The following is a 24,819-nucleotide window of genomic DNA, read 5'->3' on the forward strand; positions in this document are numbered from 1 at the left end:
GACCGGTGGGCAAAATGTCAGCTCCTGCCAGCATATTGGCTAAACTGGATTTTCCGGCACCAAACTCTCCGGCAAAACCGATAGCCACGGTGTTGGACAACCGCTGCGCATGCGTAATAGCCCGTTCGCGTAGCTCATCCAATTCAATTGAGGATGGAGTGTTTTCGGTTGCCGTCAGAAAGCTTTCGAGTTTTTTTACTACCTGCTCGGTTCCGGGAAATTCAATCATTCTGCTGCCTCAGCGTGTAAAGCCTCGAACCGGTCGGGCCCAAGGACCGAGCCCAGTTCGTCCACTATACGTCGAGCACGGTCAACAGCTTGTTGCGCTTCGGCACGGGCATTGCCTCCATTCGGTCCGGCGCGGTGCTCCAAGTGCCCAGCCAAAAGTGCCAAATAATGATCCACTACTGTTTGCATACGGTCTAACAGGTCACCGCGGGCAGTATCGATCAGATCATCCCCGATCATCTCAAATTCCTGAACGATCATTCGTTCAGCCCTATTCACAACGCTGCGCCTTGAAATCAATCGCGACAACCAGGTCACTCGAAGTTCAACGGTTATTCCACGAGTCAAAGCCGTTGTATCTGGGCGAAACCACCTTACTGCGCTGGTGTTCATTCGATTGTCCACAGGTTCCTTCCACCCGGGAAGGGCACGCAATGCTGAATTGCTTTGCATGTCCACGGCATAAAGCTCACTCAGCATGCGTTGGCGTATGACTTGTGTCGCACCCTGCACCAGTTCCCGCATCCTTTCACGTAGCGGACCAAAATTCAGTTCGGTTTCACCATCGCGACTTAGAAGTGGGGAATTCCCATCAGAACCACGGACAACGGTCGACACTGCCTCCGATACGGTGTCGTCCATTACACCACGCAAATTGGCCAGAACATTGTCCATGTCCTTGGTTATGGATTCGGATTTTTCAGCAATGAGGGTTTTCAATTCCGCTAGCTTCTTGTTGCCTTCGATAGCGCTTGGATCATCCGCGCGTTCCTCATCCAATGCCCGTAACCTTGCGGTGCTACGCTCCAAGTCACCCTGTGCAAATCCATTAAGGTGCTGCCAGGCCATTCGCATTTGTTCACTACGCGGGCCGTTGGCCAATGCTTGTGTTACATGATGGCGCAAGTCTGGCAAGCCGGACGCAATCATCGCGGCGTAACGCAAAATGGCCTCGCGACTGATGGGTCCGGGGCCTTGTTTGATCTCCTGCACACCAGACAGATACTGGTTCATCTGTTCCGGATGGGTACGCAGCCAAGCCAGAACCTGGTCATGGTCAATGCCAGATTCATCACCGGTCAAAGCGTAATGGGCCCATTGGGCACTGCCCACCAGCACATCGATCTCAGAGTTTCCAAGGGCATTTTCAAGACCTTCCACAACATCAGCCTTGACCTTGTCAGCATCCTCGGCACCGCCCCCTAGTTCATCAACCCGGTTGATAAATACAACGATCTGCCCCAACTCCAGCGCCTGCATGAGACGAAACAACTTCAGGTCTGCCCGCGAAAGGGCCTGATGGGCGGACAGAACCACCACAAAAAAATCAGACTCTTTAAGATATTGGCGCGATATTTCTTCCCGGATTAATAGCGGGTCATTTACACCGGGCGTGTCAGTAACTGTGACCGGAAACGGGAAATGGCCAATTTCGAAAAAAACTTCGGCTTTTCGGGTTATGTCGCTGTAAAGGCCTCGATCCGATCCGGGGTCGCGCTCTCCGTCGTCCGCTGGATCGTCTCCCGCACATACGTAACGAGCCAAATCCTCTGATGTCAGCTCCTCCAGGTCGTGACGTTGGCCCAGCAATTGTTCATAGCTTTCGCCCAGGCGCAACCGAGCGCGTGTTTTCATCGCCTCGACCTGTTCTTCGATCATCTCCCGCTTATAGCTGTCCTCGTCATCGGGGAACATGTTGCGCAGTTCTTCACCTTCGGCAATCAAAGCCTTCCACTGACGGTTGTCAAAGAAGTGAAACTCAGCCCCAGAAGTGCGACCAGAAGGGTGGCCGAAATGCATATCGGTGATCACTGTTGTCCAAGGGTTCACATCAGACGGAAGATATCCAGCTTGACCGGTAAAACCGTTAATTAGGCGCGACTTGCCAGCCTTAATCTGTCCGACAAATGCAATTGAGGGCTTTAGCTTTGAAAGGTCGTCTACAATACGAGAAATGAAATGACGGGTCTCGTCATTGCTTATTTCATTCATATCTTCGGCGATGCGAATTAGTTCGCGGCGGCTCAGCTCACTCATTAGTTTACCCTGACAACTCGCTTCCGAACCTAGATTAAAAAAGTGGACACTATTGGGCAGGATCGGGGTTATTCGGCGGCGTTCTTTGATGATTTCCACATCGATACAACAGCCTCAAGCTTACGAGCATCGTGTAAGGCCCCAGTCGTATTCTTGCCGTCACTTACAAACGCCACGCCTGTTCCCTGGCCGCCGGAAGGACGCATAACAACCATTTGCGGCAGGTCTGTGCTGCTGTCGGTTTGCCATCCGACGAGGTCGCGAATGATTTCAGATAGGACATCCTTATCTGGGTGCGCGGGCTGATCCTGTGCGCACAAGCCCTCGAACTGTGAAACCTCACTGCCATCACTTGAAATTAAAAAACGCCCCAACGCAAATCTGTCCATACCATCGTAAAACGTCTTGGCCGCGGCAGGCAGATCGTCAGAATTTGGGTCTTGCACGGACTCTGTTTCAATTGGGTTATCTGGCACCAGAGTTACGCGTGGCTCTTCAGGTAAGTCTATGTTGGCGCAAGCGGTCGCAACTTCAGAATAGGTCAAACCGACATCATCTGCCGCGAGCGAAGTATCAGGGCACAGAGACTCCAGTTGCAGTGGGCCAGGGGCAGATACGAGATCAGATATCAGGCGTGCCAATTGCTCAATCAATGACGCCCGAGTATCCATTTCAAAATCCGGCTTTGGGCCAGTATCGCATTCAAGGATATTCGTTACGCGCGAACTGCCGACATCGATTGACAAACGTGTGCCATCTGCGGCAACAAAATCCAGTCTTCGAGGCAATATTGTGCACCTGATAGCCTTCAGAACTTGGGAGCGCCTATCCTGTGGCCTCTTGCCGGCAAGGCAGATTGCAGGGGTCAGACGAGCGGTGGAGGTTCGCCCAATCTCTTCTAGTAGATCTAAAATTTCAGGGTCCATCATGTCATTATCCCCTTTGGGCCCCGCCTAAATTGCGGCGGCAACTGGTCCAAGGCTGAGATGTGATTTGGCTAACATCAGCTCGATATTGGTGCGGTCTTGACAGATAAAAAAAATAACATGGTCCGAGAGCTCTTGCATTCGCAGAAAAATGAATACCCGGTCGTCCGAGAACACCGCGACTTCCCCAAAAACCGAGATAATCGTCTGATCTGCCTCGTCCGAACGCAACAGCTTTTCAAAGGCTGCGATGCCGCTTCCCTGAAACAGGTTAGTGGCAGCCAAAGCCGAACTTTTTAAGCTACTGGCATTGTCCTGTTCGATAGCACTTGTACCTAACAGCATCCCCGTTTCCATATCGATATAACCGGCTGCCAAGCAGCCGGGTACAGCTTCGATTGCAGCTGCTAAAACCTTTTCGATTGACATATCTCAGCCTGTTCCTGCGATCGGTTACTTCAAACCCATTAATCGCAATTTTCGCTACAACACATGCCACTCCGCGCCAGAGTTGTCATTCGATTTCCGAACAGGTCGCAGCGGATTTTTTTGCCCATGAGCGTTGTGTTCCAATGCGATCTGATCGAATTCCCGCAGAAACGCGGTAAAGGCATTTTTCAGACCTTTCGCGTCGTCAGGCAGAGGATCGTTTTCCTCAATCTCGCGCCACATCGACAAGGCGCTAGGCGGCGCACTAACTCGAGCGGCAAGCAAATGTTCGGAAGTTGGGTCCGTTTGGTCTGACATGTCTTCACGTGACATCGGCGTGTCGGGTTCAATAGATACAACTTCGGCCGCGGTCAGAACATTGCCTTCGGGTTCGGGTTCATAATCTTCCCCGTCGCCTTTCGTTTGTTCTGCAAGCAGGGCCGTGATCGAAGAAACGGACTGTCCTATGTCTGGCCCAGGTTTGGATTCAACTTCCGAAGTCAGGCTATCTTCTTCTTCCTGACTTACAATGATCAGTTCGGGTTCTTCATTTACTTCGTCGCCCTCGGAAAACTCAAACTCATCTACATCTAGATCAGGGTTTGTCAGTCCACTTAGATGCGGAGAATCTTCCGTAGTCTCGCGAAAGTATGACCGCAACTCTTCTTTCGAGGTCGCTTCTACATCATTGACCATTTCAGCACGCATGCGTTCAGCCTCATCGGGGTCAATGCGAGAACGCTCTGGCTCTTCGGTTCGGCGTTCTACCCGAGCCGGCCTTACCGGAAAGTTAGTGATTACATTGCGATCCTCGCTTTTGAAGCCTCCGCTGAGTTCAACTAGTTTGACTTGCGAGTCTTCGGGTATTGAATCCGCTTCCTCTGCAGGGTGAACCAAGGTTTGACCAGACTGCGATTTATCGATTTGATACCGGGCCAGTTGATCAGCACGGCCATCCATTATCTGTTCTGTAATCTCCAAAAAGCTGTCGACCATTTTTCCACCGCCGCTGCGCGACCACAACTCGGCATCACCCGTCTTATCGCGCGCAGTTATAGCATCACGAGCCGAAAACAGTATTGTGCGATTGAAAAGGTGACCCGCCTCGCGGTTCACACGACGCAGTACTTTTTGCCTGTCTTTCGCACTCAGGGCATCGGCACGTGTAATCAACAGCAACGAATTATTCTGCAATCGTTCCGGCAACGATACCCAAGTCGCACGCTCGGTTTCACGCCAAGCCTGAGTGGAATGCGTACACCACAGTACGCCATTTGCCTGACCAACAGCTCGCTGCCAGACATCCGTTGAAATCTTAGGGTCCGAGATGCCGGGCGTGTCGATCAGATCAACGGCTTCCAAAATGTCAGCCTTGAGGAATATCCGGACGAATTGTGCATCATTGACAGCGATTGTTTCAAGTTCATCCAAAGTGATACTTTGTTTGCTGCCGTCGTGCCGTTTGACATAGGCCGGACTGCTTCCCCAACTGAACCATACGGGTGGCAGCTGTGTTGCTGTCACCTGCGTTGGCAGGGCTTGCTCACGCAAAAGAAAGTTCATCAGTGTCGACTTTCCGGCACTGAACTCTCCCATAAGCGCAAAAGCTGGCTTTCGACGGGACCACTGCTCAATGCGGTTCCATGCCATGGGAGAGACGAAGCGGGGATCTGTGTTTTTTACCATAACTCTTCTTATGCTGCTTCGTTACTGAGGTCTTTGAGGATGTCGCCGAGGATGTCGTCACGCGACTTTTGTGGCTGCGTTCCGGAGTTCAACGCCGCTTGTGCTGCAGGATCGCGATTACCTGACTTTGAAATACTGAGGAGCGTGTCCTTTTGTTCAGCCAAGAAATCCGCCATGCCCGCACGAACGTTCTCTAGCACCGCCGCGATCTGATTTTCCTCTATGTCTTTTGTGATGGAATTCGCCTCGGACGAAATCAGACGCGTATAATCAGCGGCATAAGCTTCAAACCCTTTACGTTTCTGCCACCACCGACGCCACCACGTACTTTGCAAATCCAATGCGATGGTTCGACCAATGCCCAAGGGAGGCGGAACACGCGGGACGATTGGGGCTTCGATGTTGAATTCACCCAGATGGTTGCCCAAAAGTTTGAGATACAGAGATTCAACATCTGTAGCCGCCGAGGAATAAATAGCGCCCGCTTCCTTGCGCATGGAACGTCCAAAGCTAAAATATGCTGCTTTTTGCAAAGTCCGAAGACCCGCGGGATCATATTGCCAAGTCCCCTCCTCACCATTTTGCTCTAGATGAGCGATCAGTGAGTCTGTTGCCCGTTTGACAAAATTCGCTTCGGCCGATGCCAGCCGCTCCAAGACCTTGTCCCGCAGCTTGGCAGTAAGTTCGTTTACCTTTCGTTCATATTCTTCCGAAACTGTCACAATAGCTTTTTCCGCGGACACTCCGTCAAGATCTCGGAGCACCCCGTCGTTGGTCGACAACGTCTTTGCCACCGTAGTAGCCCGAATTTGGCTGGCAATGTTACGCGCCCGATGACGCACACGATCCAATAGTCGGCTCCCCGCTCCTTCGGCGATTCGTTCATTCATTGCCAGCAAAAGGTCCGGAAGGCCCGAGAGCGCCCAGATTTTGTCCAAAGACGCCGACTGGTCCCCAAAACCTGCAGCGAGGTAGAATGTGTTCAGAGCCTGACGGGATTCTTCGGTTAGAATGTCGGGGTTCCCCGTCAAAGCAGCTTCGGCCCACTGGGCGCTCCCAAAGACAATGCTGGTTTCAGTGTCGATATTATTCTGTTTCAGAGTGTCCTGAATGCGGTCGCGAATCTCAGGAACCTGAGTGACGGGATCCGACAACTCGTCAATACGGTTCACAAAAAGGATTATCTGCCGGTTTTCGAACTGAGAAATGATCCTCATCAGCGCCATGTCCATTGTCGTCAGCGCTTGGCTGGCTGCCAATACGACGACGCACACTTCGGAACCACGCAGACTGCGAAGCGTAATCTGTTCGCGCACCATAAATGTGTCATTTACACCCGGCGTATCGCAAAGCTTTAGCGAAATTGGATATTGCGGGATATCCATGAAAAGCTCTGCCGATTTCGTTACATCGGCAAACCGTCCCGTCTTGGGGTTGATGTCCGGATCATCCTCGTCACCTAAACAAACATACCGCTGAATTAATTCGTCATCAAAATAGTCATATTGGTGGCTTTGACCAAGAATCAGGTCAAAATGCTTGCCAAGTCGTTCTTCTGATTTGGCCTTCATTTCATTGACTTGACGACGAATATCATCCATCTCGTCATCGGCGCCAGCGCGATTGGCAAGTTCTCCTAACCGGCCTCCGCCGACCATAAGGTTGTCCCATTCTTCCTGTTCAAAGAACGTGAACTTGGAACGGGTGTCCCCCTCGGTACGTGTATTAATGTTCAGGGTTGTCACAACAGAAGTCCACGGATTCACATCTGACGGTAGAAGGTTCGGCCGTCCCGCCAGAATGTTGATTATCGAAGATTTTCCAGCCTTGACTTGACCTACCAACGTCACGCTGGCAGTAAAATTTTCCATTTTCGTCTTAAGCGTCGCCAAGCGTGCGGAGGACCGCGCATCCGCCACCTCAGTCAGTTGATCTATCTGTGTTGTCAGTGCGGACATTGCATCTGTCATCGGTGACAGGGCTTCGTTTCCCACAGACAGAAGGTGGTCATTGCGCGCCATGGTCAGCCTCCGGTACCAGTTGCGGCTATGCGGTTGCCCGAACCTTTCGCCGACCGACTGGCCAACGAATCGATCCGCGCGATTAGGTCTAAAGCATTGCCCAAAATCGCCGCTTCGGTACGTGGCGAGATCGATTCATAAGCAAAGGAGTCAGCCAAGATTTCAATTGAGCGGAAATGCTCACTGTTCTCCAGACGCGCGACCCGGCGACCGGTTGGAAAGTCTTGAGATCTGTGTTCAGGCAGCGGCATTCTAGCGTTAGCCAGAAGATAGCGGTTACCCGAATGTGTTTTAAGCGAGATTCCAAACCCCGTTCCTGGGTGTTGGGAATTGAAGGTTTTAAGCTCGCCAATGAAACTTTTGCGGGCAAGCCCAACGATGTCTTGCTCGGAAGCAGCAGAATTTATCTGGTCTGTCACTATTAAGGCCCTCGTTCTGGAGATGAGCAGATACTGACAAGATGCCTGATGGCGAAAAGGACTCATGAAATCCCGACGTTCATCAATTATGATTACCACGGTGTTATTTTGACGTGATTAGGATATTTTGACGTTTCAATTGTGGCGCAATTGAGGAGGAGGTTCTTACTTGCGCTTCAACCCAAGCGGGTTTTGGTTTGCAAACCATCAGTACAAAACCGTTCAAAAGTACAACGGGGCCCGTGAACGAGTCGAAACCCTATTCGCAAGATCATGTTATAACTGTCTATTTTTTATAGTAATTTACGAAAACCGCATGTGACGTTTGCAGTCCAGAAAGGTTGCTTGGGCAGCCTGGGCCAGTGCAATCCGATCAAAACGGGGGCTTGGGTTAACTAAGCAAGAACAATTTATACGGGTAGTACAAGTATTAGCTATCGGAGTTCCCAACCTGGAAACAGTTTGTTTACGTCGCGAGCGTTTCATAAGCGGAGTGAACTTCCAAATAGGAATTTCTCAAGGTGTTCTGAAGGTGACTCAAAACTTTGGACAATCAGGTTTTCAAAGGACACTAACTTCCTAGCGGCGGCAAGAACTTCGATCTTTGTCTCCATCGTGAAAAATTTTTTGGGTTCGTCAATTTTACCACTCGCGCTCGCTTGTAAGCTTTGCTATTCACCGCGCCATGCTGGTGCAGGGCATCAGAAAGCGGGTGTGGCGAAATTGGTAGACGCACCAGATTTAGGTTCTGGCGCCGCAAGGCGTGGGGGTTCAAGTCCCTCCACCCGCACCAAACTCCAACGAAGTCAACAAAAGACTTGTATTTGTTGCTGCTGGCTATGAACTTCTGAACCGGCCCAGTGAACGAAGATGTTCTGCCCGTCGCTCAAATGTCTTTTCAAATGCGTGCTCAGATGCGAACGAAACTGCCGCCTGAGCTTTTTTCAGAATTTCTTCTCTATTTTTATCAAGGGCGCCAATCAACTCGGCAAGTTTAGCAGGACGTCGCAACGGTGATGCCCAACCTCCGCCCGAGTTTTTCAACACACCTTCAAAAGCTTCGTTGGCATAACCGACTATTGGAACCCCGCATGACATGACTTCTGAGTAAGTACTGGACGGGTCACCTTGAACGTGCGGACACACAAATAGGTCGGCATTGTCACGCAGGAAAGGGATCCAACCATTACGAAAGTCCATAGGCGGAAGCAATTTTACGAAATTATTCAATCCAAAGAACGAGGCTGCGTCTTTTAGCGCGGATTCAAGTGGCCCGGTACCGACAATTGTCATCTCGAAGGGAATGCGTCGGTCGCGTAGCTCTCTGGCGATCTTGGGAAGCTCTGATACGCCTTTCATTGTGGAAAGCCGGCCTCCGAAAACCAACTTCAAAGGCCGCCCCGACAACAAGTCGTTGAACCGGCTTTTTACCTGATCAGTCGGAAGGATGTCTTTCTCATAAACTCTATTGTCAAAGAACAAGAGAGCACTCGGTACAAGATGGCGATACAAGTCGTATGTGGGCGTGCCGCTGCATTGCAGTCCCGCCAGCATAGGCAATAGCTTTTGGCGCCGCTTTTCCTCGGCATGTAGCCAAAGCAATCGACGGGCACGGCGCATATGGTCTTGCGGCAATTCGGCCGCAACAATCTGACGTTCTGTCCTTGGTGAATATTCGCTTGTGCATACAAGCGGCATTCCGACCTTGTTGCATGCCTTGGCTATCATGATGTTGTTGCCTGCAAGAAAGCCAAGGCCGATAGCCGAGTGTTTCAGTCGATTGGCAAACTCATCCTCGGATTTGGGGCGCTCTTCAATTTCGAAGCCGAACAGTTCTGGCCTTGCTTCTACACGGTCCATATCTTCGGTAGGACGATCATCGAGTTCGACCATAACGGTCACCGGACCTGGCCATTTGTCAACAAACCGCCCTGCTCCCTCCATGTACTTTTGGGTCATCACTAATTTGCCATTCGGCAAACGTTGCGCTTTCAGACTAGGGAAAAGGACAAGCTCATTGGACTCTGACATCGTGTATTACTCTGCTGACGCGTTATTCGTAGCAAGGTTCAAGTATCGTTGCCAGATTCCAATCAACTAAAAATCTCTAACGCAGACCCGGAATTAGCGCACTGAAAATTGCTCTTCGCACATGAGCACAAACGTCAGGAAGCTGATATTATCTGTCGCGATTTAACATGTGAATCGCGCAAATCGCGTTGCTAGTTCATCAATGCATTTCGCGCAGTCTTAATCACACGGTCGACCGTTTCCCCCATGTTATAATACAAGGGTAAACGTACCAACCTTTCAGCCAACTGCTCCGTAACAGTCAATGATCCTGAGCATTTCCCATATTTTCGTCCTGCAGGCGAAGAATGCAGAGGGACATAGTGAAACGGCGTGCCAATGCCAAAATTGTCCATATCAGCGATGAACTTGCGGCGCTCTGCTTCATCGCGAAGCAAAAGACAGAACAAATGGCCATTTCCTTGACAGTGAACAGGTCTGACCAACAGATCAATACGCCCCATCTCGGCCAAGTCCGTGAACGCAGATTGATAGCGGGCTGCAGATGATAGCCTGTCGGAAATCACAGCCTCCATCTGCTCGAGCTGTGCCAACAACATGGCGGCAGTTAGTTCAGACGGTGAGTACGATGAACCTATATCAACCCAAGTATACTTCTCTGCAAGCCCATCAAAAAACTGGGATCTATTTGTCCCTTTGTCGCGAATAACGTCTGCACGCTCCACGAGATCAGCCCGGTTAATTGCAAGCGCTCCGCCTTCCCCGGACGTTACGTTTTTTGTGGCGTGAAAGCTGAATGCGGCAAGATCGCCAAGGCTTCCAGCAGGTCGTCCGTTATACTTTGATCCCAACGCTTGAGCAGCATCTTCGACAAGGATTATGTTATGGGCTTTCGCAATTTCTGCCAACGCGTCCATTTCCGCCGGCACACCAGCATAGTGAACTGCAAAAATCGCCTTTGTTTTGGGCGTCACCGCTTTGGCAACCGCATCCGGATCAATGTTCAGAGTGTTTGGTAAAATATCTACAAAAACGGGAGTGGCCCCGCGCATAACGACTGCATTTGCCGTCGACACGAAGGTGAAAGACGGCGTGATAACTTCATCGCCTGGACCCAAATCGCAAAGGATGGCCGCCATTTCAAGCGCGGCGGTACAGGAATGAACAAGCTGCACCTTGGGAGAACCGGTCATTTCCTTCAGTAGAGATTCACATGCCACCGTAAAACGACCGTTTCCAGCGAAGAAACCTTCCTCTAGTCCCTGTTGAATGTAGCTTCGCTCATTGCCGATTAGCTTGGGCCGATTGAAAGGAATATCAAAAGGCTTCAAGCCAGAAACTTGATTTAGTACTTCCTCATATTCTTTCGGCATTCAACTACTCACTTATTCCCCCACCACCAAAACACACGGCTAGTAGGTGCGGTCTTAGAAGCCCATCACAACCAAAAACCAGATGGGCTCAACATTTCGACATTCCACTCTATCGCCTCCAGAAAAACTCCTTTCCAATGGCTGCGAAAACTTGCGGACTAGTCGCGCGTCCTGCGTCGTCTTCCGACACACGGTAATCGAACCCAGCATTGAAACGCCAATCATCCGTAAGCTCATGGCTGTAAACCGCGCTGAAAAATCCCAATTCTGTGCGTGGTTCAGTCACAGTCGCTTCTGTAATAGCGTAGGTCGCACGCAAACCGAATTGAGAAACCGGTGTCAGACGCCAGAGATACCCCAAATCGACGACATTCGTAACCGTATATTCGTCATCAGTATCCGACAGTATGTCACGGCTTAGTCGTATACGCAAAAAGTTTTGACCAAAATCGCGATCGAACAACAATGCGCCTATTGGATCAACAGAACCATCTGGTCGATGTGCCGCGCCAAGACTAAAGGCAAAATCTCCGTCCGGAATGGGAAGCGTGCGTCCCACGATCAGGCGATCCAAACGGCCAGTAGCATTAAGACTGGAGTCATATTCACCAAAAACCGTTCCGTTTGCGACGTCATGAAAAACACCTAGGTTTCCGACGACACCGGATTCGTCCCGGTCCCCCGATACTTCTCGCCTTTCGGTTACGTCAGTGTACCCGATCGTTGCGTCAATACGGGTCCGGTCAGAAGATTCGTGGGATACGCCAAATGCAATTGTATCAGTGTCCCTGTCAGTCTGATCGATGTCGTCTTCTTCGTATTTCTCTTTGGTGTAAGTCAGGCTGGTGGAGGTCACTGGAGACAATGCAAAGGTAAGACCAGCTTCACCAATGATTGTATCGCTGTCATCAAATTCGTCGTCTCCGGTTTCCGAATAATTGATACCAGAAGCAAACAAACCTAAATTGTAACCTATCAAATTTTCTCGCCCACCGTCGAAGGCAAATCCTAGCAAGTAGTCACTACGTGTCCCTTCGCCTGTAAGGCTTGCAAAGTCCGCTGGCAGCGTAATGAACCCATCTTCATCCTCGAAATCCGTAAGCGATCGAAGAAATCCTACATCAAACCTTAAGTATTCTGCATCAAGTGCCAGACCCGAATTAGCCGCATCGCGCGTATACCCAAAGTCAAGCCGAGAGTCCCCGACATCAAAAGTGTCCGGGTTGTCTGGAAGGTCTTGCAGGCGCAATCCTGTCACGACGTCCAATTCCAAAGTTTGGGTCCGGGTCTCGCTTGACAGACCGAAGGAAAGAATTGTCGAAGCTATAAAACCGTTCCCCTCTTCGGGAACATCCAAGGCCAAGTTTCGACCATATTCCAGTCTTTCGGCAACTCCGAAACGCATCTGCAGTCCGCCTGGCTCTAGCGGCACCTCCTGCGCGAAGTTCATGCTTGCAAATGTAGATGCGGCAAAAACAGCACCTATTCGTATAGTTCGATGGGTGGGAGCCTGTATCACGTGTTGGTCACTTCCAGGTCATTCAAACAATCGGCGCTGAGGCACTACTATTACGTCACCGTCAACCAGTCTCGTTGCGCCGCCTTGCCCAGCACCTTCGAGAATGGCGTCATAGTTAAACTTGTATACCCGCTCATTACCTGAACGGTCGGCCCGACGCAAAATAATGCGTTTGGTGGCCGCAAAGCGAGAGAACCCGCCCATTTCCGCAAAGAACTGGAGCAGCGTGGTGCCCGGTGGCACTTCGTAGCGTCCAGGTTCCCCCGCTTCTCCGACTGCGTAAACCAAGATCGGATCTGGGTCTGTGGGTTCAGCGACGGATCCAAGAGCGACAAAAACATTTGGCGGCGCAGCAAAATTCGGAGCCAGCAGATTAGTCAGGTCATTACGAACCTGCTCAACGCTGCGCCCGCTGACCGAAAGTGTCCCGGCCAAAGGCATGGTTATACGCCCGTCGGGTCGTACAAGCACCTCTTGCTCGAGGCTTTCATCTTCCAGAACTTCAATGTTAAGAACATCCCCAGGCTGAATTCTATAACTGCTTTGAGCCATAGCTGGCGCAGCTAGTACCACGCTCAGCACAAGTGTAACGAGCAGTGCATAAACGGCTTTCATATTCCAAACTCCCGTACCAAGAAAATACTATGGCCCTTATTATTACCGCGGTCACATGACCCTCGGGCAAAAAGACCTTGATCTGCTCGACCCCACCACTTTGCGCATGATTCGCTTTCTAAGGCTACATTTTGATTGTCTTCGACAAAATTTTCTCTCAATTCCCGTTCTAAAACGCAACACTTGGTTTGCAATTAAGAATTTGTTCATACCTTAGGGCATAATTTTGCCTTGTTTTCAGGTTTCAATTTTTTTGGCCGTAGATGCGGTCGGCTTTGCAAAACAGGCAATGTGGAGTTGTTTCGATGATAGCTGGGCTGGTTCTTTCAGGTATGCTAATTGGTGCACTCGCGGCTGGGATTGGTTTGATTATGGGTACGTCAATTTGGATAGCCCTTTTAATTTATGCAGCGATAGGCGCTGCTGGCATGCTGGCTTGTGCTTTGATCATCGCGTATCGCTCGCCAAAGAATTCCTGCTCAGACGTTTCTGCTCCTCTGGCTAGAACTGACACCTAATCCCGGCAGCGTCGCGGTCCTTCACATGGACACGCGAAATTCCTCCGTAATAGTAAAAATCCCCACTGTTGCTGAAATCCGGACAATACCGACACTTAAACTAAAATGTTCACGTTCCGATCGCAGGAACAGTTGGGGTTAAGCTGTGTGTCAAATTAGCTTTTGCCATCCATGCCTTGATGTGTAGACAAAAGGTGGATTATCGGTTTTCCAGATTCCAAGTTAACGGGACAAGCTAGTAGTTTGACAGATTTGACGCTCTGAGTGTTCCGCTTTGCAGACGCCCGTGCTCCAGTGATGTAGTTTTAGGTTAAATGGTAATATGAACCCTGTGATGATGGAGACCAAAACTATCGGAATTTTTGCCACTAAGTTGGCGGCAGACGCAAATATTCATGCGGTGACGTTTCCATGGAACGACCCACAGGCTCGCTCTCGCCCTTGCAAGGTAAACTTTGGAACTCTGCCCGGAGATGCGAAATGATGATTTCCGGTGTACCAAACGTTGCAAACTCAGCTGAAAATCCCGCACTTCCCCGTGTTGATCTGCTGAATATTTACGTCCACGACGTGGACATGACCGACTTGGTTTCCAACTTTACACAGGGCACGATTCTTACGCTTCATACCGACATGGTAGCGAAGCTGCAGCGAGATACGGATTTTCTACACGTTTTCAAAAAGTTCGATGTAGTTACTTGCGACAGCCAGATTTTATACTTCGCTTTGCGCCTTATGGGCACACCGGTTCGCGAGCGGGTGTCCGGATCAGATTACTTCCCAAAGTTTTACATGCACCATAAAGACAATCCCGACGTCACCGTTTTTTTATGCGGCGGCAAACCAGGCGTTGCCGAAATCGCAGCTGATAAAATCAACGCAAAGACAGGAAGAAAAATCATTGTGGGCACCGATGCTCCGGCTTTCGATTATGAGCAAGACCCAGAGGAGGTCGACCGGATTATCGATTGCATCAACGCATCGGGCGCGACGGTCTTGCTGGTTGGATTAGGTGGTGGACGTCAGGAAAAGTTCATTATCAACTACAGAGATCGGATGCCAAACGTTCGGTTATTTCTGCCGTTAGGCGGAACAATTGACTATGAGGCGGGAACGCTTCCTCGGCCTGCCCCATGGGTCACAAAAATGGGTTTGGAGTGGTTTTACCGTCTTATGAAAGAGCCGCGTCAACGCTGGCGGCGCTATCTTGTGGACGATCCGCCGGTTCTATGGGCGTTGCTTAAACAAAAGATGGGACTGTACCATGATCCGCTTTCCGGAAATTAATCATGACGACAGAATGCCACATATTGTCTGGAAATATTCAAACTGACACTGTCCAACATGATTTTCTCAGCGTCATAATCGCCGCCCATAACGAAGAGGACTACATCGCGGATTGCTTGGAGGCGTTATTGGAACAGGATAACTCAGCTGGGCTCGTTGAGGTCATAGTTGCGGCAAATGCATGTACGGATCGCACTGAAGACGTCGTTTTTTCAATGAAAACTGCATTTGAAGAACGCAATTGGCGTCTTGTCCTGCTCAAAATCTCCCGCGCGGGAAAGCCAAATGCCTTTAATCAGGGCGACGACGCGGCAATTGGGAATAACCGTATTTACTTGGACGCAGACGTACGATGTGACCCTGAAATGCTCGGTCAATTGCGTGCGGCGTTAAGCCAACAACATCCTATATACGCGACGGGAACAATACAGGTGGTGCCACCGAGCACGTGGATAACGAAACGTTATGCCGAATTTTGGGTGCGATTACCATTCGTGCAGAACGGCGCCGTCGGAGCTGGATTATTCTCGGCCAATGCCGCAGGACGTAAAAGGTGGGCACAATTCCCAGCTGTCATATCAGACGACACCTTCGTAAGGTTGAACTTTGCTCCAGAAGAACGCATTGAAGTTGCTGCTCGATATCACTGGCCCATGGTCGAAGGGATGCGTAATCTGGTCAGGGTTCGGCGTCGGCAGGATGCTGGCGTTGCGGAAATCCGTCGTCTCTACCCAGAACTTATAAGAAATGAAAACGCGCAAAAAATATCTCTATCCAACTTGCTTCACCTGATGGTTCAGGTCCCGATCGGATTTTTGGTTTATGCGACAATTCAAACACTGGTCCGCCTGCGACCAGGGTCGTCAGAATGGGTTCGTGGGAGATGACACAACATCTAATACAGACTCGGCGAATATTGTTGACCGGTGGTGCCGGCTTTATTGGTTCGCATACCTATGTCGCACTGGTTAGGGCCGGTTATTCGGTCGCCATTCTCGACAACTTTGCGAATGCGCGCCGTGATGTGCCGGATCGGTTGGCTCAGATTGTAAACGCTCCTACCACAGTTTACGATTGCGATATTCGTTCTGAAAAGGACGTCTCCCAGGTCTTCGATTCAGAACGTTTTGATGCCGTGGTTCACTTTGCAGCTCTGAAAAGCGTACCGGAAGGTCAGGCTGATCCGCTGGGTTATTACGAAACCAACTGCGGAGGACTTTTCAACATCGCTTCAGCCATGAAGGCGACCGGCGTTGAAAAAATGGTGTTTTCTTCCAGCGCTGCGATTTATGGCGAACCTGCGGAAATGCCCATACGCGAAGATTCGCGTCCTTCCCCGCAAAGCGTATACGCGCAGACAAAGCTGGTCGGTGAAGAGTTTTTGACCAGCCTGTCTGCGGCAGACCAAGATTTGCAGGTCGGCATTCTTCGGTATTTCAATCCCGTAGGCGCGCATCCATCAGGACTGATCGGTGAAGACCCCAGTCAACCGCCGACCAACCTGGTACCAGTCATCGCCCGAGTAGCGTTAGGACTAATCCCATCGCTCACTGTTTATGGTGGTGACTATCCAACTGCGGATGGAACCGGTGTTCGTGACTATATCCATGTCCAGGATTTGGCGCACGGTCATGTTCTTTCACTGGACGCGCTATTTGCAGGTAGAGGCAACCACTGTGTCAATCTGGGGACAGGTACAGGCTACAGTGTTCTTGACGTCGTCAAAGCCTATGAACGCGCGTCTGGCCAACATATTCCTTATGAAATAACAAACCGCCGCCCTGGCGACCCGGCAGTATCCTGCGCCGCGACAGATTTGGCTAGAAAATTGCTGGGGTTCGAAGCGCAGCTTGGCTTGGATGACATGTGCGCGGGCAATTGGCAGTTTATTAAGGAGGCTTAGCAGGTGGCAGATCAGGCTACCTTGACAGACGAACAGGCGATGCAAGTCGCCGACCCAGTCCTGGTTGTCGATCTGGACGGGACCCTTATTGCGTCCGATATGCTGCATGAAACCTTCTGGTCCTCGTTGGCTCAAGACTGGCGCACAATATTTACAGCCCCAGCGGCGCTTGTTCGGGGGCGAGCGGCATTGAAAGCAAGCCTACAAAGAACCGCTAAGGTGGATGCAAACGCGTTGCCCTATAATCAGGCCGTCGTCGACTACATCAGGTCTTGGCGGGATGCAGGACGCCGGACGGCACTTGTTACCGCTTCGAATCAAAGGATCGCGGATCAGATCGCGGATCATTTGGGCCTTTTTGACGAGGTTCATGGATCGAACGGGGATGTAAACCTGAAAGGCGATAAAAAGGCCCAATTTCTGGAACAGCAATATGGCGATCACAGCTATACTTATTTGGGAGACAGCCGGGCAGATTTGAAAATCTGGGCAAAGGCCAAGAAAGCGGTTACGGTCAACGCACCGCAATCCGTGCGCCGTGGCGTCGACAAATTGGATTGCGAAGCGGAACATTTAACCACCAATGGGGTTTCGCCAAATTCCTATCTTAAGGCGCTGCGCCCTCATCAGTGGTTAAAAAACATACTGGTGTTCCTGCCTATGATCGCAGCGCATAGTTTCGCGACGGGCGTTTTGGTACACAGCCTTCTAGCCTTTATCTCTTTTTGCCTGATTGCCTCCAGTGTTTATGTGGTCAACGATCTACTGGACCTGAAAGCTGATCGCGCGCACCCAAGAAAACGTAACAGACCCTTTGCGTCAGGCAGCATTCCCGTTTCTCACGGGATTTGGATGGCCATCGGGCTGCTGTTTGGAGGATATTTGGTCGCTGCGTTTACAGGATGGGCCTTTTTTGCTGTCATGCTTGTGTATTTCAGCATTACCACAGCGTATTCTATTTCGCTCAAACGGAAACTCATTGTAGATGTTTGTACACTCGCAGGGCTTTATACCCTAAGGATAATCGCCGGGGCCGTCGCGACACAAATCGTATTGTCCGTCTGGCTGTTGGCGTTCTCTATTTTTCTATTCTTCTCGCTTGCCGCAGTCAAAAGGCAGGCGGAACTTGTTGACAGTGCCGCGCGCGGCAAGCTCGGGGCAACTGGACGTGGCTACCAAGTCGACGATCTGCCGTTGATGACTCAGATGGCGATCGCGGCAGGTTATCTTGCAGTGCTGGTTTTAGCCCTTTATCTGAACTCACCCAGTGTGGTTGAGCTTTACGCACAACCAATCGTCTTGTGGGGAATTTGTCCGATCCTGTTGTACTGGATCAGCCGCATCATCATGATTACCCACCGGGGCCACATGCATGATGATCCCATCGTGTTTGCGGCGCGAGACAGGACAAGCCAACTCTGCTTTGTCTTTGTCGCGGTGCTCGCGTTCGGGGGAACCGTGCTGTGACGTTTCGAACTCTCTTACTGCGCTATTCGCTGTTTGCAGTACTGGCGACTGTGGCAAATCTTGGAGCTCAGCGCGTGGTGTTCGCCATAATCAGTGACGACGCGTTGATCCCTGCGCTGTTGGTTGGCACTGGGGTTGGTCTCGTCCTTAAATACATCCTCGATAAACGCTGGATATTCTACGATCTTGGCCAAGGGGTTATTGACCACAGTCGCAAATTTTCAGCCTATACAGCGATGGGAATTCTGACGACAGCAATCTTCTGGGGTACGGAAGCGGGGTTCTGGTTGATCTGGCGTACAGATCTCATGCGAGAGTTGGGTGCGGTAATAGGACTGACAGTCGGCTACATCGTGAAGTTCAACCTCGATCGTCGCTTTGTATTCACGGACTCCGCACTGACAATCGGAGAAGCTAGATGAAACTTTCTGGCTGGGGCAATCACCCCGTGGAAGATTGCAATGTGCAAAAACCACGGGACAAAGCAGCATTGAAAGACGCGGTATTGGCGTCTAGCGCAATTGCCCGCGGAAACGGTCGCGCTTATGGCGACAGCGCGCTAAGCCGAACCAATACAATCGACATGCGCAGCTTTAATCACATGCTGGGGTTTGATCCTGAAACCGGCCAACTCATTGCCGAAGCGGGCGTGCTATTGTCTGACGTAATTTCCGCCTTTCTGCCGCAGGGATGGTTTCCTGCAGTGACCCCCGGCACGCGTTTTGTAACATTGGGCGGTATGGTAGCCGCCGACGTACATGGAAAAAATCACCACATCGATGGTTCATTTGGCAGTTTTGTCGATTGGCTGGATGTCGTCGGAATTGATGGCGAAGTAACGAGGTGCTCGCGCACAGAAAACTCTGAATTGTTCGAGTGGACCATTGGTGGGATGGGTCTGACGGGAGTAATCATCAGGGTCGCCTGTCGGCTGCGCCCAGTCGAAACTGGATGGATAAGACAAACAACGCATGCTGCGCCAAATCTGGACGCCGCGATTGACTTGTTCGAAGAAGCTCTGGACGCGACTTATTCGGTTGCGTGGATAGACTGCTTGAGCAAAGGCGAGAATATGGGCCGCTCGCTGGTTATGCTGGGCGAGCATGCATCGCACTCGGAAATTCCTGAAAAGTGTCGCGCGACGCCCTACCCGACTGTTGCCAAGCAAAAGCTAAACGTTCCTTTTAACCTTCCGGGATTCTGTTTGAATCGATATTCGGTGCGAGCATTCAATGCACTTTACTACTGGAGCGGCTCTCGAAGCGATAGGACCAGTTACGTCAATTGGAACAGCTACTTCTATCCGCTGGATTCAATTCAGAACTGGAACAGGATATACGGGCGCAAAGGCTTGGCACAATTCCAGTGTGTCATACCCTTGGATCACGCCAGAACAGGTCTGAACGACATGTTGACTGAGATTTCCGAAGCTGGACAAGGCTCCTTTCTTGCAGTGCTGAAACGGTTCGGGGCACAGGAAAGTCGATTCTCCTTTCCGATGGAAGGATACACTCTGGCGTTGGACTTCCCGGTGTCCGAAAAATCGATCGCGTTAGTAAGTAAACTTGGTCAGATGACAGCAGACTATGCCGGTCGGGTTTATTTGGCGAAAGATAGCTGTCTCGCAGCCCAGGATCTTAAGGACATGGACGAAGTTCGGGTCGCAAATTTTTCTGCCATGCGGGAACGGACCGGCGTCAACAAACAGTTTTCCTCGATGCAATCTGAAAGGCTGATGCTGTGAGCGAAGGACCAGTGCTAATCCTCGGTGCCCGATCAGATATTGGGATGGCGGTTGCCCATACTTATGCCGCGTTGGGACATCCAATCCAGTTGGCCGCGCGAAATGCTCAGGATCTTGAAAAAGCAAAAACTGATCTGGAGATCCGGCACCAAGTTTCCGTGACTTTGCATGAATTCGACGTCGTTGATCTGGATAGTCACGATGGTTTCGTGGAAACGTTGCCTGCATCGCCAGAAATCGTAGTATGCGTCGTTGGACTGCTCGGGCAGCAAGAAAACGATGAGCAAGACGCGAACGCGGCTGTTCTGGTCATGCGGTCCAACTTTGAAGGCCCCGCCAACATTTTGGGCGCGTTAGCGAACCGATTTGAGCGACGTGGCTCCGGCGCTCTGGTTGGTATCAGTTCGGTCGCAGGAGAAAGGGGTCGGGCCACTAACTATATCTACGGATCAGCCAAAGCCGGGTTCACGGCATTTCTGTCCGGGTTGCGTAACCGGATGGCAAAGAAAGGTGTTCACGTTGTTACTGTATTACCAGGTTTTGTCGACACCAAGATGACCCAAGAATTGGATTTACCTGAAAAACTGACCGCGCAACCTTCCGAAGTAGCTGATGCGATCGAGCGGGCCGTACGTAAAAAAAAGAATATTGTTTACGTCAAGCCGATTTGGGCCATTGTAATGTTCGTGATAAAGGCGATCCCCGAGGCCATATTCAAAAGGATGCGGATTTGATCTGCATATGTCTATCTGCGAGCCAACAGTTTCAGGGAATTGTTGGTCCTGAACCCACACGCACAGCCTTTTTCTGAGGCCAATTCTCAATGCCAAACGTAATCGCGTACATTGTGCTTTTTTCTTGGCCACTGGTTGTGGTTGTCCTGTTTAAGGTACTTGAAAAGCCCAGTGCGATTTCTGCTTCAATTATTGCGGGCTACTTGCTTTTACCTGGCCTACCGCAGATCGATTTGCCAATTTTGCCTGTATTGGACAAGACGTTGATCCCGGCCCTCAGCGCGACAATAATGTGTCTGCTGATACGCCCACCAAAACCAACATGGGGTTCGGGAAGCTACAATTCGCCCGATCATCTGAACAGACCAGCTAGTAACCGCAAGAGCAAACAAGAGTCCGCAGGAGCTAGATTGGTCTTGATTTTGCTGCTGCTTGTGCTGTTTGCATCAGGATTTGCGACAGTTCTGACGAACGGAGAAGCACTGCAATTCGGTCCCCTGTCTCTACCGGGTATGCGAGTTTACGATGGGTTTTCAATAGGTCTGGAGACGCTGGTGTCTATTCTCCCATTTTTTTTGGGAGCAAGGTATCTAGCAACCGAGTCTGGTCACAAAGTGCTGCTGGTAGCTTTGGCAATGTCGGGACTAGCTTACAGCCTGCTGGCTTTGTTTGAAGTGCGCATGAGCCCCCAGCTGAACCTGTGGATCTATGGGTATTTCCCCCACGATTTCTCGCAGCATGTCCGTGGTGGGGGATTTCGCCCGATCGTCTTTTTACAACACGGTCTTTGGGTCAGCATTTTTTTGTCGATGGCCACTCTTTCTGGTGCCGCTCTGTTGCGCAGCAGCTCGCTTGCAGCGACCGACTCTTTTAGATGGATGCTGTTTCTCGGCTGGATGCTTATCACCATGGTTCTTGTCAAGTCGCTGGGGGCACTGGTCATTACGGTACTATTAATGCCTTTGATCATGTTCGGAACAAATCGTTTGATGTTGCGTGCGGCATCAGTCGTGGCCCTGATCGTTCTCACCTATCCCATGCTACGTGGACTGGACTGGGTCCCCGTGGAGAGTGTTTCAGAATTGGCCGCGCAGATAAGTCCACGACGCGCCGAATCATTTGATGTAAGAGTTGCAAGCGAAGACGTTTTGCTTGCCCGCGCTGAGGAAAAACCTTTCTTTGGATGGGGAGGTTGGGGTCGTAACGAAGGCTACGACCCGGAAACCGGCGCCTATTCAGCGATCACCGATGGGATGTGGGTGATATTTGTAGGGATGTTTGGTTGGTTTGGCTACGTCGCTCGTTTTGGTTTGTTGACTCTGCCGCTCCTAACACTGCACAGACGGAAAAAGAAACAAGACATCCCGCTAGCAACCGCTGGTCTGACGTTGGTCTCGGCTGCAAATCTTATTGATCTTATCCCCAACGCGACTCTAACGCCTGTGACTTGGCTAATTGCCGGGTCGCTTACAGGTTATGTGCTGCGAGCCCACGTAAATACCTCGTCTGATATTAAAAAATCCGAAAGTTTCAACACGGACAGAGCCATAGAATCTTCTCAACCCAACCCGATCAATGTTCGGAAACCTCGTACTTGAGTATTAAGGTGGTCAAATCTTCCAAGGCATCAAACCTTAATGACCAAATAGCTGGAACAGTTTTCTCTACGCTCTGTGCTCAGACTGTAACAGTGTGCAAAAAATTGTTCGGCTGGCAGATAGACCCTGCCAGCCCCACCATAACTCAGACACGATCAGCGCCCAAATTTGGAAACAATGAGATGTAGATTACAGAACTTAAAATAGAATAAGGCGAAAATTTGATTAGAAGATGGCACTGTTGGTTTGTTGTGTTAGAGTAAATGGTGTACTGTCATTGGGTGAAAGAGGGGGGCCGACGCTGTCGAGAGTTATTATCTCTTTCTTGTTGTGAGTAGATCTGAGGGTCGTTTTTTGGACCATCGGAAGTTTGTGTCGTAATGGTCAAGCCTTTTTGGCTTTGGTTTGAAAGTAAAAAAATGACGATTCAGGATACGAGTTTTCCAAGCGAGCCGCGGAAGCATCAAGCCGTAGCCCGAGTGAGTGAAAATAAAGCCAATTCAACCCGGCTTTATGGTAGAATTTTCAAAAGATTACTTGATGTCGCGTTCATTCTTTTGGCGGCACCGATTGTTTTACCCCTTATTATCATCTTGGCCGCTTTGATCGCGCGCGACGGCGGGAATCCATTCTATGGACAACGCCGCATCGGTCGCAATGGGCGCGAGTTCACGATGTGGAAATTGCGCACGATGGTAACGAATGCCGACGTGTTGCTTGAAGAGTATTTATCAAAGAACACACTGGCCCGTCTCGAATGGGATGCGACTCAAAAGCTCAAGAACGACCCTCGAATTACTCAATTCGGTCGCGTTCTTCGCAAAACTTCGTTGGATGAATTGCCTCAATTGTGGAACGTATTAGTTGGCGAAATGAGTTTGGTCGGACCACGCCCGATGATGCCGGAGCAACGCAAGCTATACCCTGGCGAAGCGTACTTTCAGTTGCGCCCTGGTCTCACCGGCTCTTGGCAAGTTTCGGAACGGAATGCGAGCACATTCGCCAGCCGCGCTGAATTTGACACATCCTATGCCGAGCACCTTACGCTTAAAACGGACCTCGGTATTCTTTACGCCACTGTCGGCGTGGTCGTACGCGCGACCGGATACTAGCAATTTTGGGTTACACTTCAGTTCGCACCGTCAGCTTGTAATGGGGTGCGGTATTTCTGACGTGTTTTTCCCCAACGTTCGCAACAGGTCTATACTCTTGCTGCAAGTCTCTGTTTGTTAGATGTAGCATCGCTACATCGCGGTGCTTGACCTCCGCCTCTATTAGAACAATGGCCCATGACCGAAAGAGATTAGGCATGCTCAAAAAACTAAAACGCGTTGGATCCCCACTACTATTACTTCTGCTTGCTGCTTGTAGTGGATTGACAAAATGCGGCGGCCCCAAACCCATCGACAAGTCAGAGTTCGAATCTCTTTACAATACACCGGCCCCTGCTCCGTCTGATCTACAGCGGGTTTTTCACATCGGCCATAGTTTGGTTGGACGTGATATGCCAGAAATGCTGGCTCAGTTGGCCGGCGAAGGTCACGGTTACAACAGTCAGCAGGGATGGGGCACCGCGCTAAAGGCCCATTGGGAAGAAGATGAAACCATTTACGGCTTTGAGAAAGAAAACGATCACCCAAGATATAGGGACGCCCACGAAGCTGTGTCCTCTGGCGAATACAACGCTCTTGTCGTGACCGAGATGGTCGAAATTCGCGACGCGATCAAGTACATGGACAGCGCGGATTACTTGCACAGATGGGCAAAAGCAGGGTGGGAGGCAAACCCAGAACTACGAGTTTACCTTTACGAAACATGGCATGAACTAACGGACGAAGAAGGGTGGTTGCAGCGCCTCGACCTGGATCTGGAGCGATACTGGGAAACTGAAATTTTGAGGCGCGCATTAGCCTACGAGAACATGCAACACCCGATTTACGTAATCCCCGCTGGCCAAGTCTTTGCGAGGTTCGTACGGGAAGTGGATGAAAGTAACGGTATTGGACCGGTGAACGGGAAAGAGGACCTGTTTGCCAAAACTGAAGATGGCGAACAGGACAACATTCACTTTAACGACTTGGGAGCATATTTGGTGGCGCTTACCCATTACGCAGTGTTGTACCAGAAGTCACCCATCGGGTTGCCATATGAGTTAAAGCGCGCAGACGGTTCCGACGCGGACTCACCTGGACCTGACGCGGCGCGTGTGATGCAAAAAATCGTTTGGGACGTGGTCACCAATTATGCGCCAACCGGGGTACCCCCCCAATAGCTTCACTGCAAC

At 50.7% G+C, this 24,819-nt stretch carries 21 protein-coding genes, 1 tRNA gene and 1 pseudogene; 12 read left to right on the forward strand and 11 right to left on the reverse strand.

Translation table 11 applies throughout. The features are described from left to right. The 7 genes and pseudogenes from AC2FNV_RS18435 to AC2FNV_RS18465 all read right to left on the reverse strand — a co-directional run. A pseudogene (locus AC2FNV_RS18435) lies at positions 1-229 on the reverse strand (dynamin family protein); the annotation flags it as partial. Further along, a complete protein-coding gene (locus AC2FNV_RS18440; RefSeq protein ID WP_496774090.1) occupies positions 226-2,265 on the reverse strand; it encodes a dynamin family protein in 2,040 nt (679 codons plus the stop codon). The gene AC2FNV_RS18440 and the pseudogene AC2FNV_RS18435, both read right to left, overlap by 4 nt. Positions 2,266-2,333: 68 nt before the next feature. Beyond that, entirely contained in the window at positions 2,334-3,194 is an 861-nt protein-coding gene (locus AC2FNV_RS18445; RefSeq protein WP_170605382.1) for a hypothetical protein, read from the reverse strand. Positions 3,195-3,218: 24 nt separating this feature from the next. Continuing rightward, positions 3,219-3,620 (reverse strand): hypothetical protein, encoded by a 402-nt coding sequence (locus tag AC2FNV_RS18450; RefSeq protein WP_170605380.1) that lies wholly within the window; start codon positions 3,618-3,620, stop codon positions 3,219-3,221. Between the two features lie 54 nt (positions 3,621-3,674). Next, positions 3,675-5,306: a dynamin family protein gene (locus AC2FNV_RS18455; protein ID WP_170605378.1), complete on the reverse strand. Its 1,632-nt coding sequence runs from the start codon at positions 5,304-5,306 to the stop codon at positions 3,675-3,677. Positions 5,307-5,314: 8 nt separating this feature from the next. Further along, the gene (locus tag AC2FNV_RS18460; RefSeq protein ID WP_170605376.1) at positions 5,315-7,327 is read right to left on the reverse strand and encodes a dynamin family protein; all 2,013 of its coding nucleotides are present in this window, start codon (positions 7,325-7,327) and stop codon (positions 5,315-5,317) included. 2 nt (positions 7,328-7,329) lie between these two features. Further along, entirely contained in the window at positions 7,330-7,746 is a 417-nt protein-coding gene (locus AC2FNV_RS18465) for a hypothetical protein (RefSeq protein WP_170605374.1), read from the reverse strand. 708 nt (positions 7,747-8,454) lie between these two features. Between AC2FNV_RS18465 and AC2FNV_RS18470 the strand changes: the two genes are divergently transcribed. Beyond that, positions 8,455-8,539, forward strand: a tRNA-Leu gene (locus AC2FNV_RS18470). Between the two features lie 44 nt (positions 8,540-8,583). Here AC2FNV_RS18470 and AC2FNV_RS18475 read toward each other — a convergent pair. The 4 genes from AC2FNV_RS18475 to AC2FNV_RS18490 all read right to left on the reverse strand — a co-directional run bounded on the left by AC2FNV_RS18475 (position 8,584) and on the right by AC2FNV_RS18490 (position 13,284). Then, positions 8,584-9,705 (reverse strand): glycosyltransferase, encoded by a 1,122-nt coding sequence (locus AC2FNV_RS18475; protein ID WP_170605372.1) that lies wholly within the window; start codon positions 9,703-9,705, stop codon positions 8,584-8,586. Positions 9,706-9,968: 263 nt separating this feature from the next. Beyond that, positions 9,969-11,150 (reverse strand): dTDP-4-amino-4,6-dideoxygalactose transaminase, encoded by a 1,182-nt coding sequence (gene rffA / locus AC2FNV_RS18480; protein WP_170605370.1) that lies wholly within the window; start codon positions 11,148-11,150, stop codon positions 9,969-9,971. A gap of 109 nt (positions 11,151-11,259) precedes the next feature. Then, positions 11,260-12,555 (reverse strand): porin, encoded by a 1,296-nt coding sequence (locus AC2FNV_RS18485; protein WP_170610573.1) that lies wholly within the window; start codon positions 12,553-12,555, stop codon positions 11,260-11,262. A gap of 132 nt (positions 12,556-12,687) precedes the next feature. After that, positions 12,688-13,284, reverse strand: coding sequence for a polysaccharide biosynthesis/export family protein (locus AC2FNV_RS18490; protein WP_170479734.1), 597 nt, complete (start codon positions 13,282-13,284; stop codon positions 12,688-12,690). 305 nt (positions 13,285-13,589) lie between these two features. On the opposite strand from AC2FNV_RS18490, the gene AC2FNV_RS18495 reads away from it, so the two are divergent. The 11 genes from AC2FNV_RS18495 to AC2FNV_RS18545 all read left to right on the forward strand — a co-directional run bounded on the left by AC2FNV_RS18495 (position 13,590) and on the right by AC2FNV_RS18545 (position 24,807). Continuing rightward, the gene (locus AC2FNV_RS18495) at positions 13,590-13,802 is read left to right on the forward strand and encodes a hypothetical protein (protein WP_170605367.1); all 213 of its coding nucleotides are present in this window, start codon (positions 13,590-13,592) and stop codon (positions 13,800-13,802) included. Between the two features lie 480 nt (positions 13,803-14,282). Next, entirely contained in the window at positions 14,283-15,089 is an 807-nt protein-coding gene (locus tag AC2FNV_RS18500) for a WecB/TagA/CpsF family glycosyltransferase (RefSeq protein WP_170605365.1), read from the forward strand. Positions 15,090-15,091: 2 nt separating this feature from the next. After that, positions 15,092-15,976, forward strand: coding sequence for a glycosyltransferase family 2 protein (locus tag AC2FNV_RS18505; protein WP_170605363.1), 885 nt, complete (start codon positions 15,092-15,094; stop codon positions 15,974-15,976). After that, positions 15,973-16,992 carry a UDP-glucose 4-epimerase GalE gene (gene galE, locus AC2FNV_RS18510; protein WP_170605361.1) on the forward strand — a complete coding sequence of 340 codons (1,020 nt, stop codon included), beginning with the start codon at positions 15,973-15,975 and terminating at the stop codon, positions 16,990-16,992. The genes AC2FNV_RS18505 and galE overlap by 4 nt, the downstream gene beginning before the upstream one ends. Before the next feature lie 3 nt (positions 16,993-16,995). Continuing rightward, a complete protein-coding gene (locus tag AC2FNV_RS18515) occupies positions 16,996-18,459 on the forward strand; it encodes a UbiA family prenyltransferase (protein ID WP_367648134.1) in 1,464 nt (487 codons plus the stop codon). Beyond that, positions 18,456-18,881: a GtrA family protein gene (locus AC2FNV_RS18520; protein WP_170605358.1), complete on the forward strand. Its 426-nt coding sequence runs from the start codon at positions 18,456-18,458 to the stop codon at positions 18,879-18,881. The genes AC2FNV_RS18515 and AC2FNV_RS18520 overlap by 4 nt, the downstream gene beginning before the upstream one ends. Continuing rightward, positions 18,878-20,203: an FAD-binding oxidoreductase gene (locus tag AC2FNV_RS18525; protein ID WP_170605356.1), complete on the forward strand. Its 1,326-nt coding sequence runs from the start codon at positions 18,878-18,880 to the stop codon at positions 20,201-20,203. Before AC2FNV_RS18520 ends, AC2FNV_RS18525 begins: the two co-directional genes overlap by 4 nt. Next, positions 20,200-20,937, forward strand: coding sequence for an SDR family oxidoreductase (locus AC2FNV_RS18530; protein WP_496774097.1), 738 nt, complete (start codon positions 20,200-20,202; stop codon positions 20,935-20,937). The genes AC2FNV_RS18525 and AC2FNV_RS18530 overlap by 4 nt, the downstream gene beginning before the upstream one ends. A gap of 89 nt (positions 20,938-21,026) precedes the next feature. Further along, on the forward strand, positions 21,027-22,535 hold the full coding sequence (locus AC2FNV_RS18535; RefSeq protein ID WP_170605352.1) for a hypothetical protein: 1,509 nt from the start codon (positions 21,027-21,029) through the stop codon (positions 22,533-22,535). A 419-nt stretch (positions 22,536-22,954) separates the two neighbouring features. Next, complete coding sequence (locus tag AC2FNV_RS18540) at positions 22,955-23,647, forward strand: sugar transferase (protein ID WP_170479717.1); 693 nt, start codon at positions 22,955-22,957, stop codon at positions 23,645-23,647. Between the two features lie 197 nt (positions 23,648-23,844). After that, entirely contained in the window at positions 23,845-24,807 is a 963-nt protein-coding gene (locus AC2FNV_RS18545) for a hypothetical protein (RefSeq protein ID WP_170605350.1), read from the forward strand. Positions 24,808-24,819: the final 12 nt, after the last annotated feature.

The sequence above is a fragment of the Ruegeria sp. BHSA163 genome, from assembly GCF_059613365.1.

Coding starts and splice junctions, on each gene's coding strand:
- rffA (WP_170605370.1), bottom strand. CDS start 11,150: ATGCCGAAAGAATATGAGGAAGTACTAAATCAAGTTTCTGGCTTGAAG.
- AC2FNV_RS18535 (WP_170605352.1), top strand. CDS start 21,027: ATGCCAAACGTAATCGCGTACATTGTGCTTTTTTCTTGGCCACTGGTT.
- AC2FNV_RS18440 (WP_496774090.1), bottom strand. CDS start 2,265: ATGAGTGAGCTGAGCCGCCGCGAACTAATTCGCATCGCCGAAGATATG.
- AC2FNV_RS18450 (WP_170605380.1), bottom strand. CDS start 3,620: ATGTCAATCGAAAAGGTTTTAGCAGCTGCAATCGAAGCTGTACCCGGC.
- AC2FNV_RS18460 (WP_170605376.1), bottom strand. CDS start 7,327: ATGGCGCGCAATGACCACCTTCTGTCTGTGGGAAACGAAGCCCTGTCA.
- AC2FNV_RS18455 (WP_170605378.1), bottom strand. CDS start 5,306: ATGGTAAAAAACACAGATCCCCGCTTCGTCTCTCCCATGGCATGGAAC.
- AC2FNV_RS18500 (WP_170605365.1), top strand. CDS start 14,283: ATGATGATTTCCGGTGTACCAAACGTTGCAAACTCAGCTGAAAATCCC.
- AC2FNV_RS18545 (WP_170605350.1), top strand. CDS start 23,845: ATGCTCAAAAAACTAAAACGCGTTGGATCCCCACTACTATTACTTCTG.
- AC2FNV_RS18495 (WP_170605367.1), top strand. CDS start 13,590: ATGATAGCTGGGCTGGTTCTTTCAGGTATGCTAATTGGTGCACTCGCG.
- AC2FNV_RS18475 (WP_170605372.1), bottom strand. CDS start 9,705: ATGACCCAAAAGTACATGGAGGGAGCAGGGCGGTTTGTTGACAAATGG.
- AC2FNV_RS18445 (WP_170605382.1), bottom strand. CDS start 3,194: ATGATGGACCCTGAAATTTTAGATCTACTAGAAGAGATTGGGCGAACC.
- AC2FNV_RS18525 (WP_170605356.1), top strand. CDS start 18,878: ATGAAACTTTCTGGCTGGGGCAATCACCCCGTGGAAGATTGCAATGTG.
- AC2FNV_RS18490 (WP_170479734.1), bottom strand. CDS start 13,284: ATGAAAGCCGTTTATGCACTGCTCGTTACACTTGTGCTGAGCGTGGTA.
- galE (WP_170605361.1), top strand. CDS start 15,973: ATGACACAACATCTAATACAGACTCGGCGAATATTGTTGACCGGTGGT.
- AC2FNV_RS18540 (WP_170479717.1), top strand. CDS start 22,955: ATGACGATTCAGGATACGAGTTTTCCAAGCGAGCCGCGGAAGCATCAA.
- AC2FNV_RS18485 (WP_170610573.1), bottom strand. CDS start 12,555: ATGCGTTTCGGAGTTGCCGAAAGACTGGAATATGGTCGAAACTTGGCC.
- AC2FNV_RS18505 (WP_170605363.1), top strand. CDS start 15,092: ATGACGACAGAATGCCACATATTGTCTGGAAATATTCAAACTGACACT.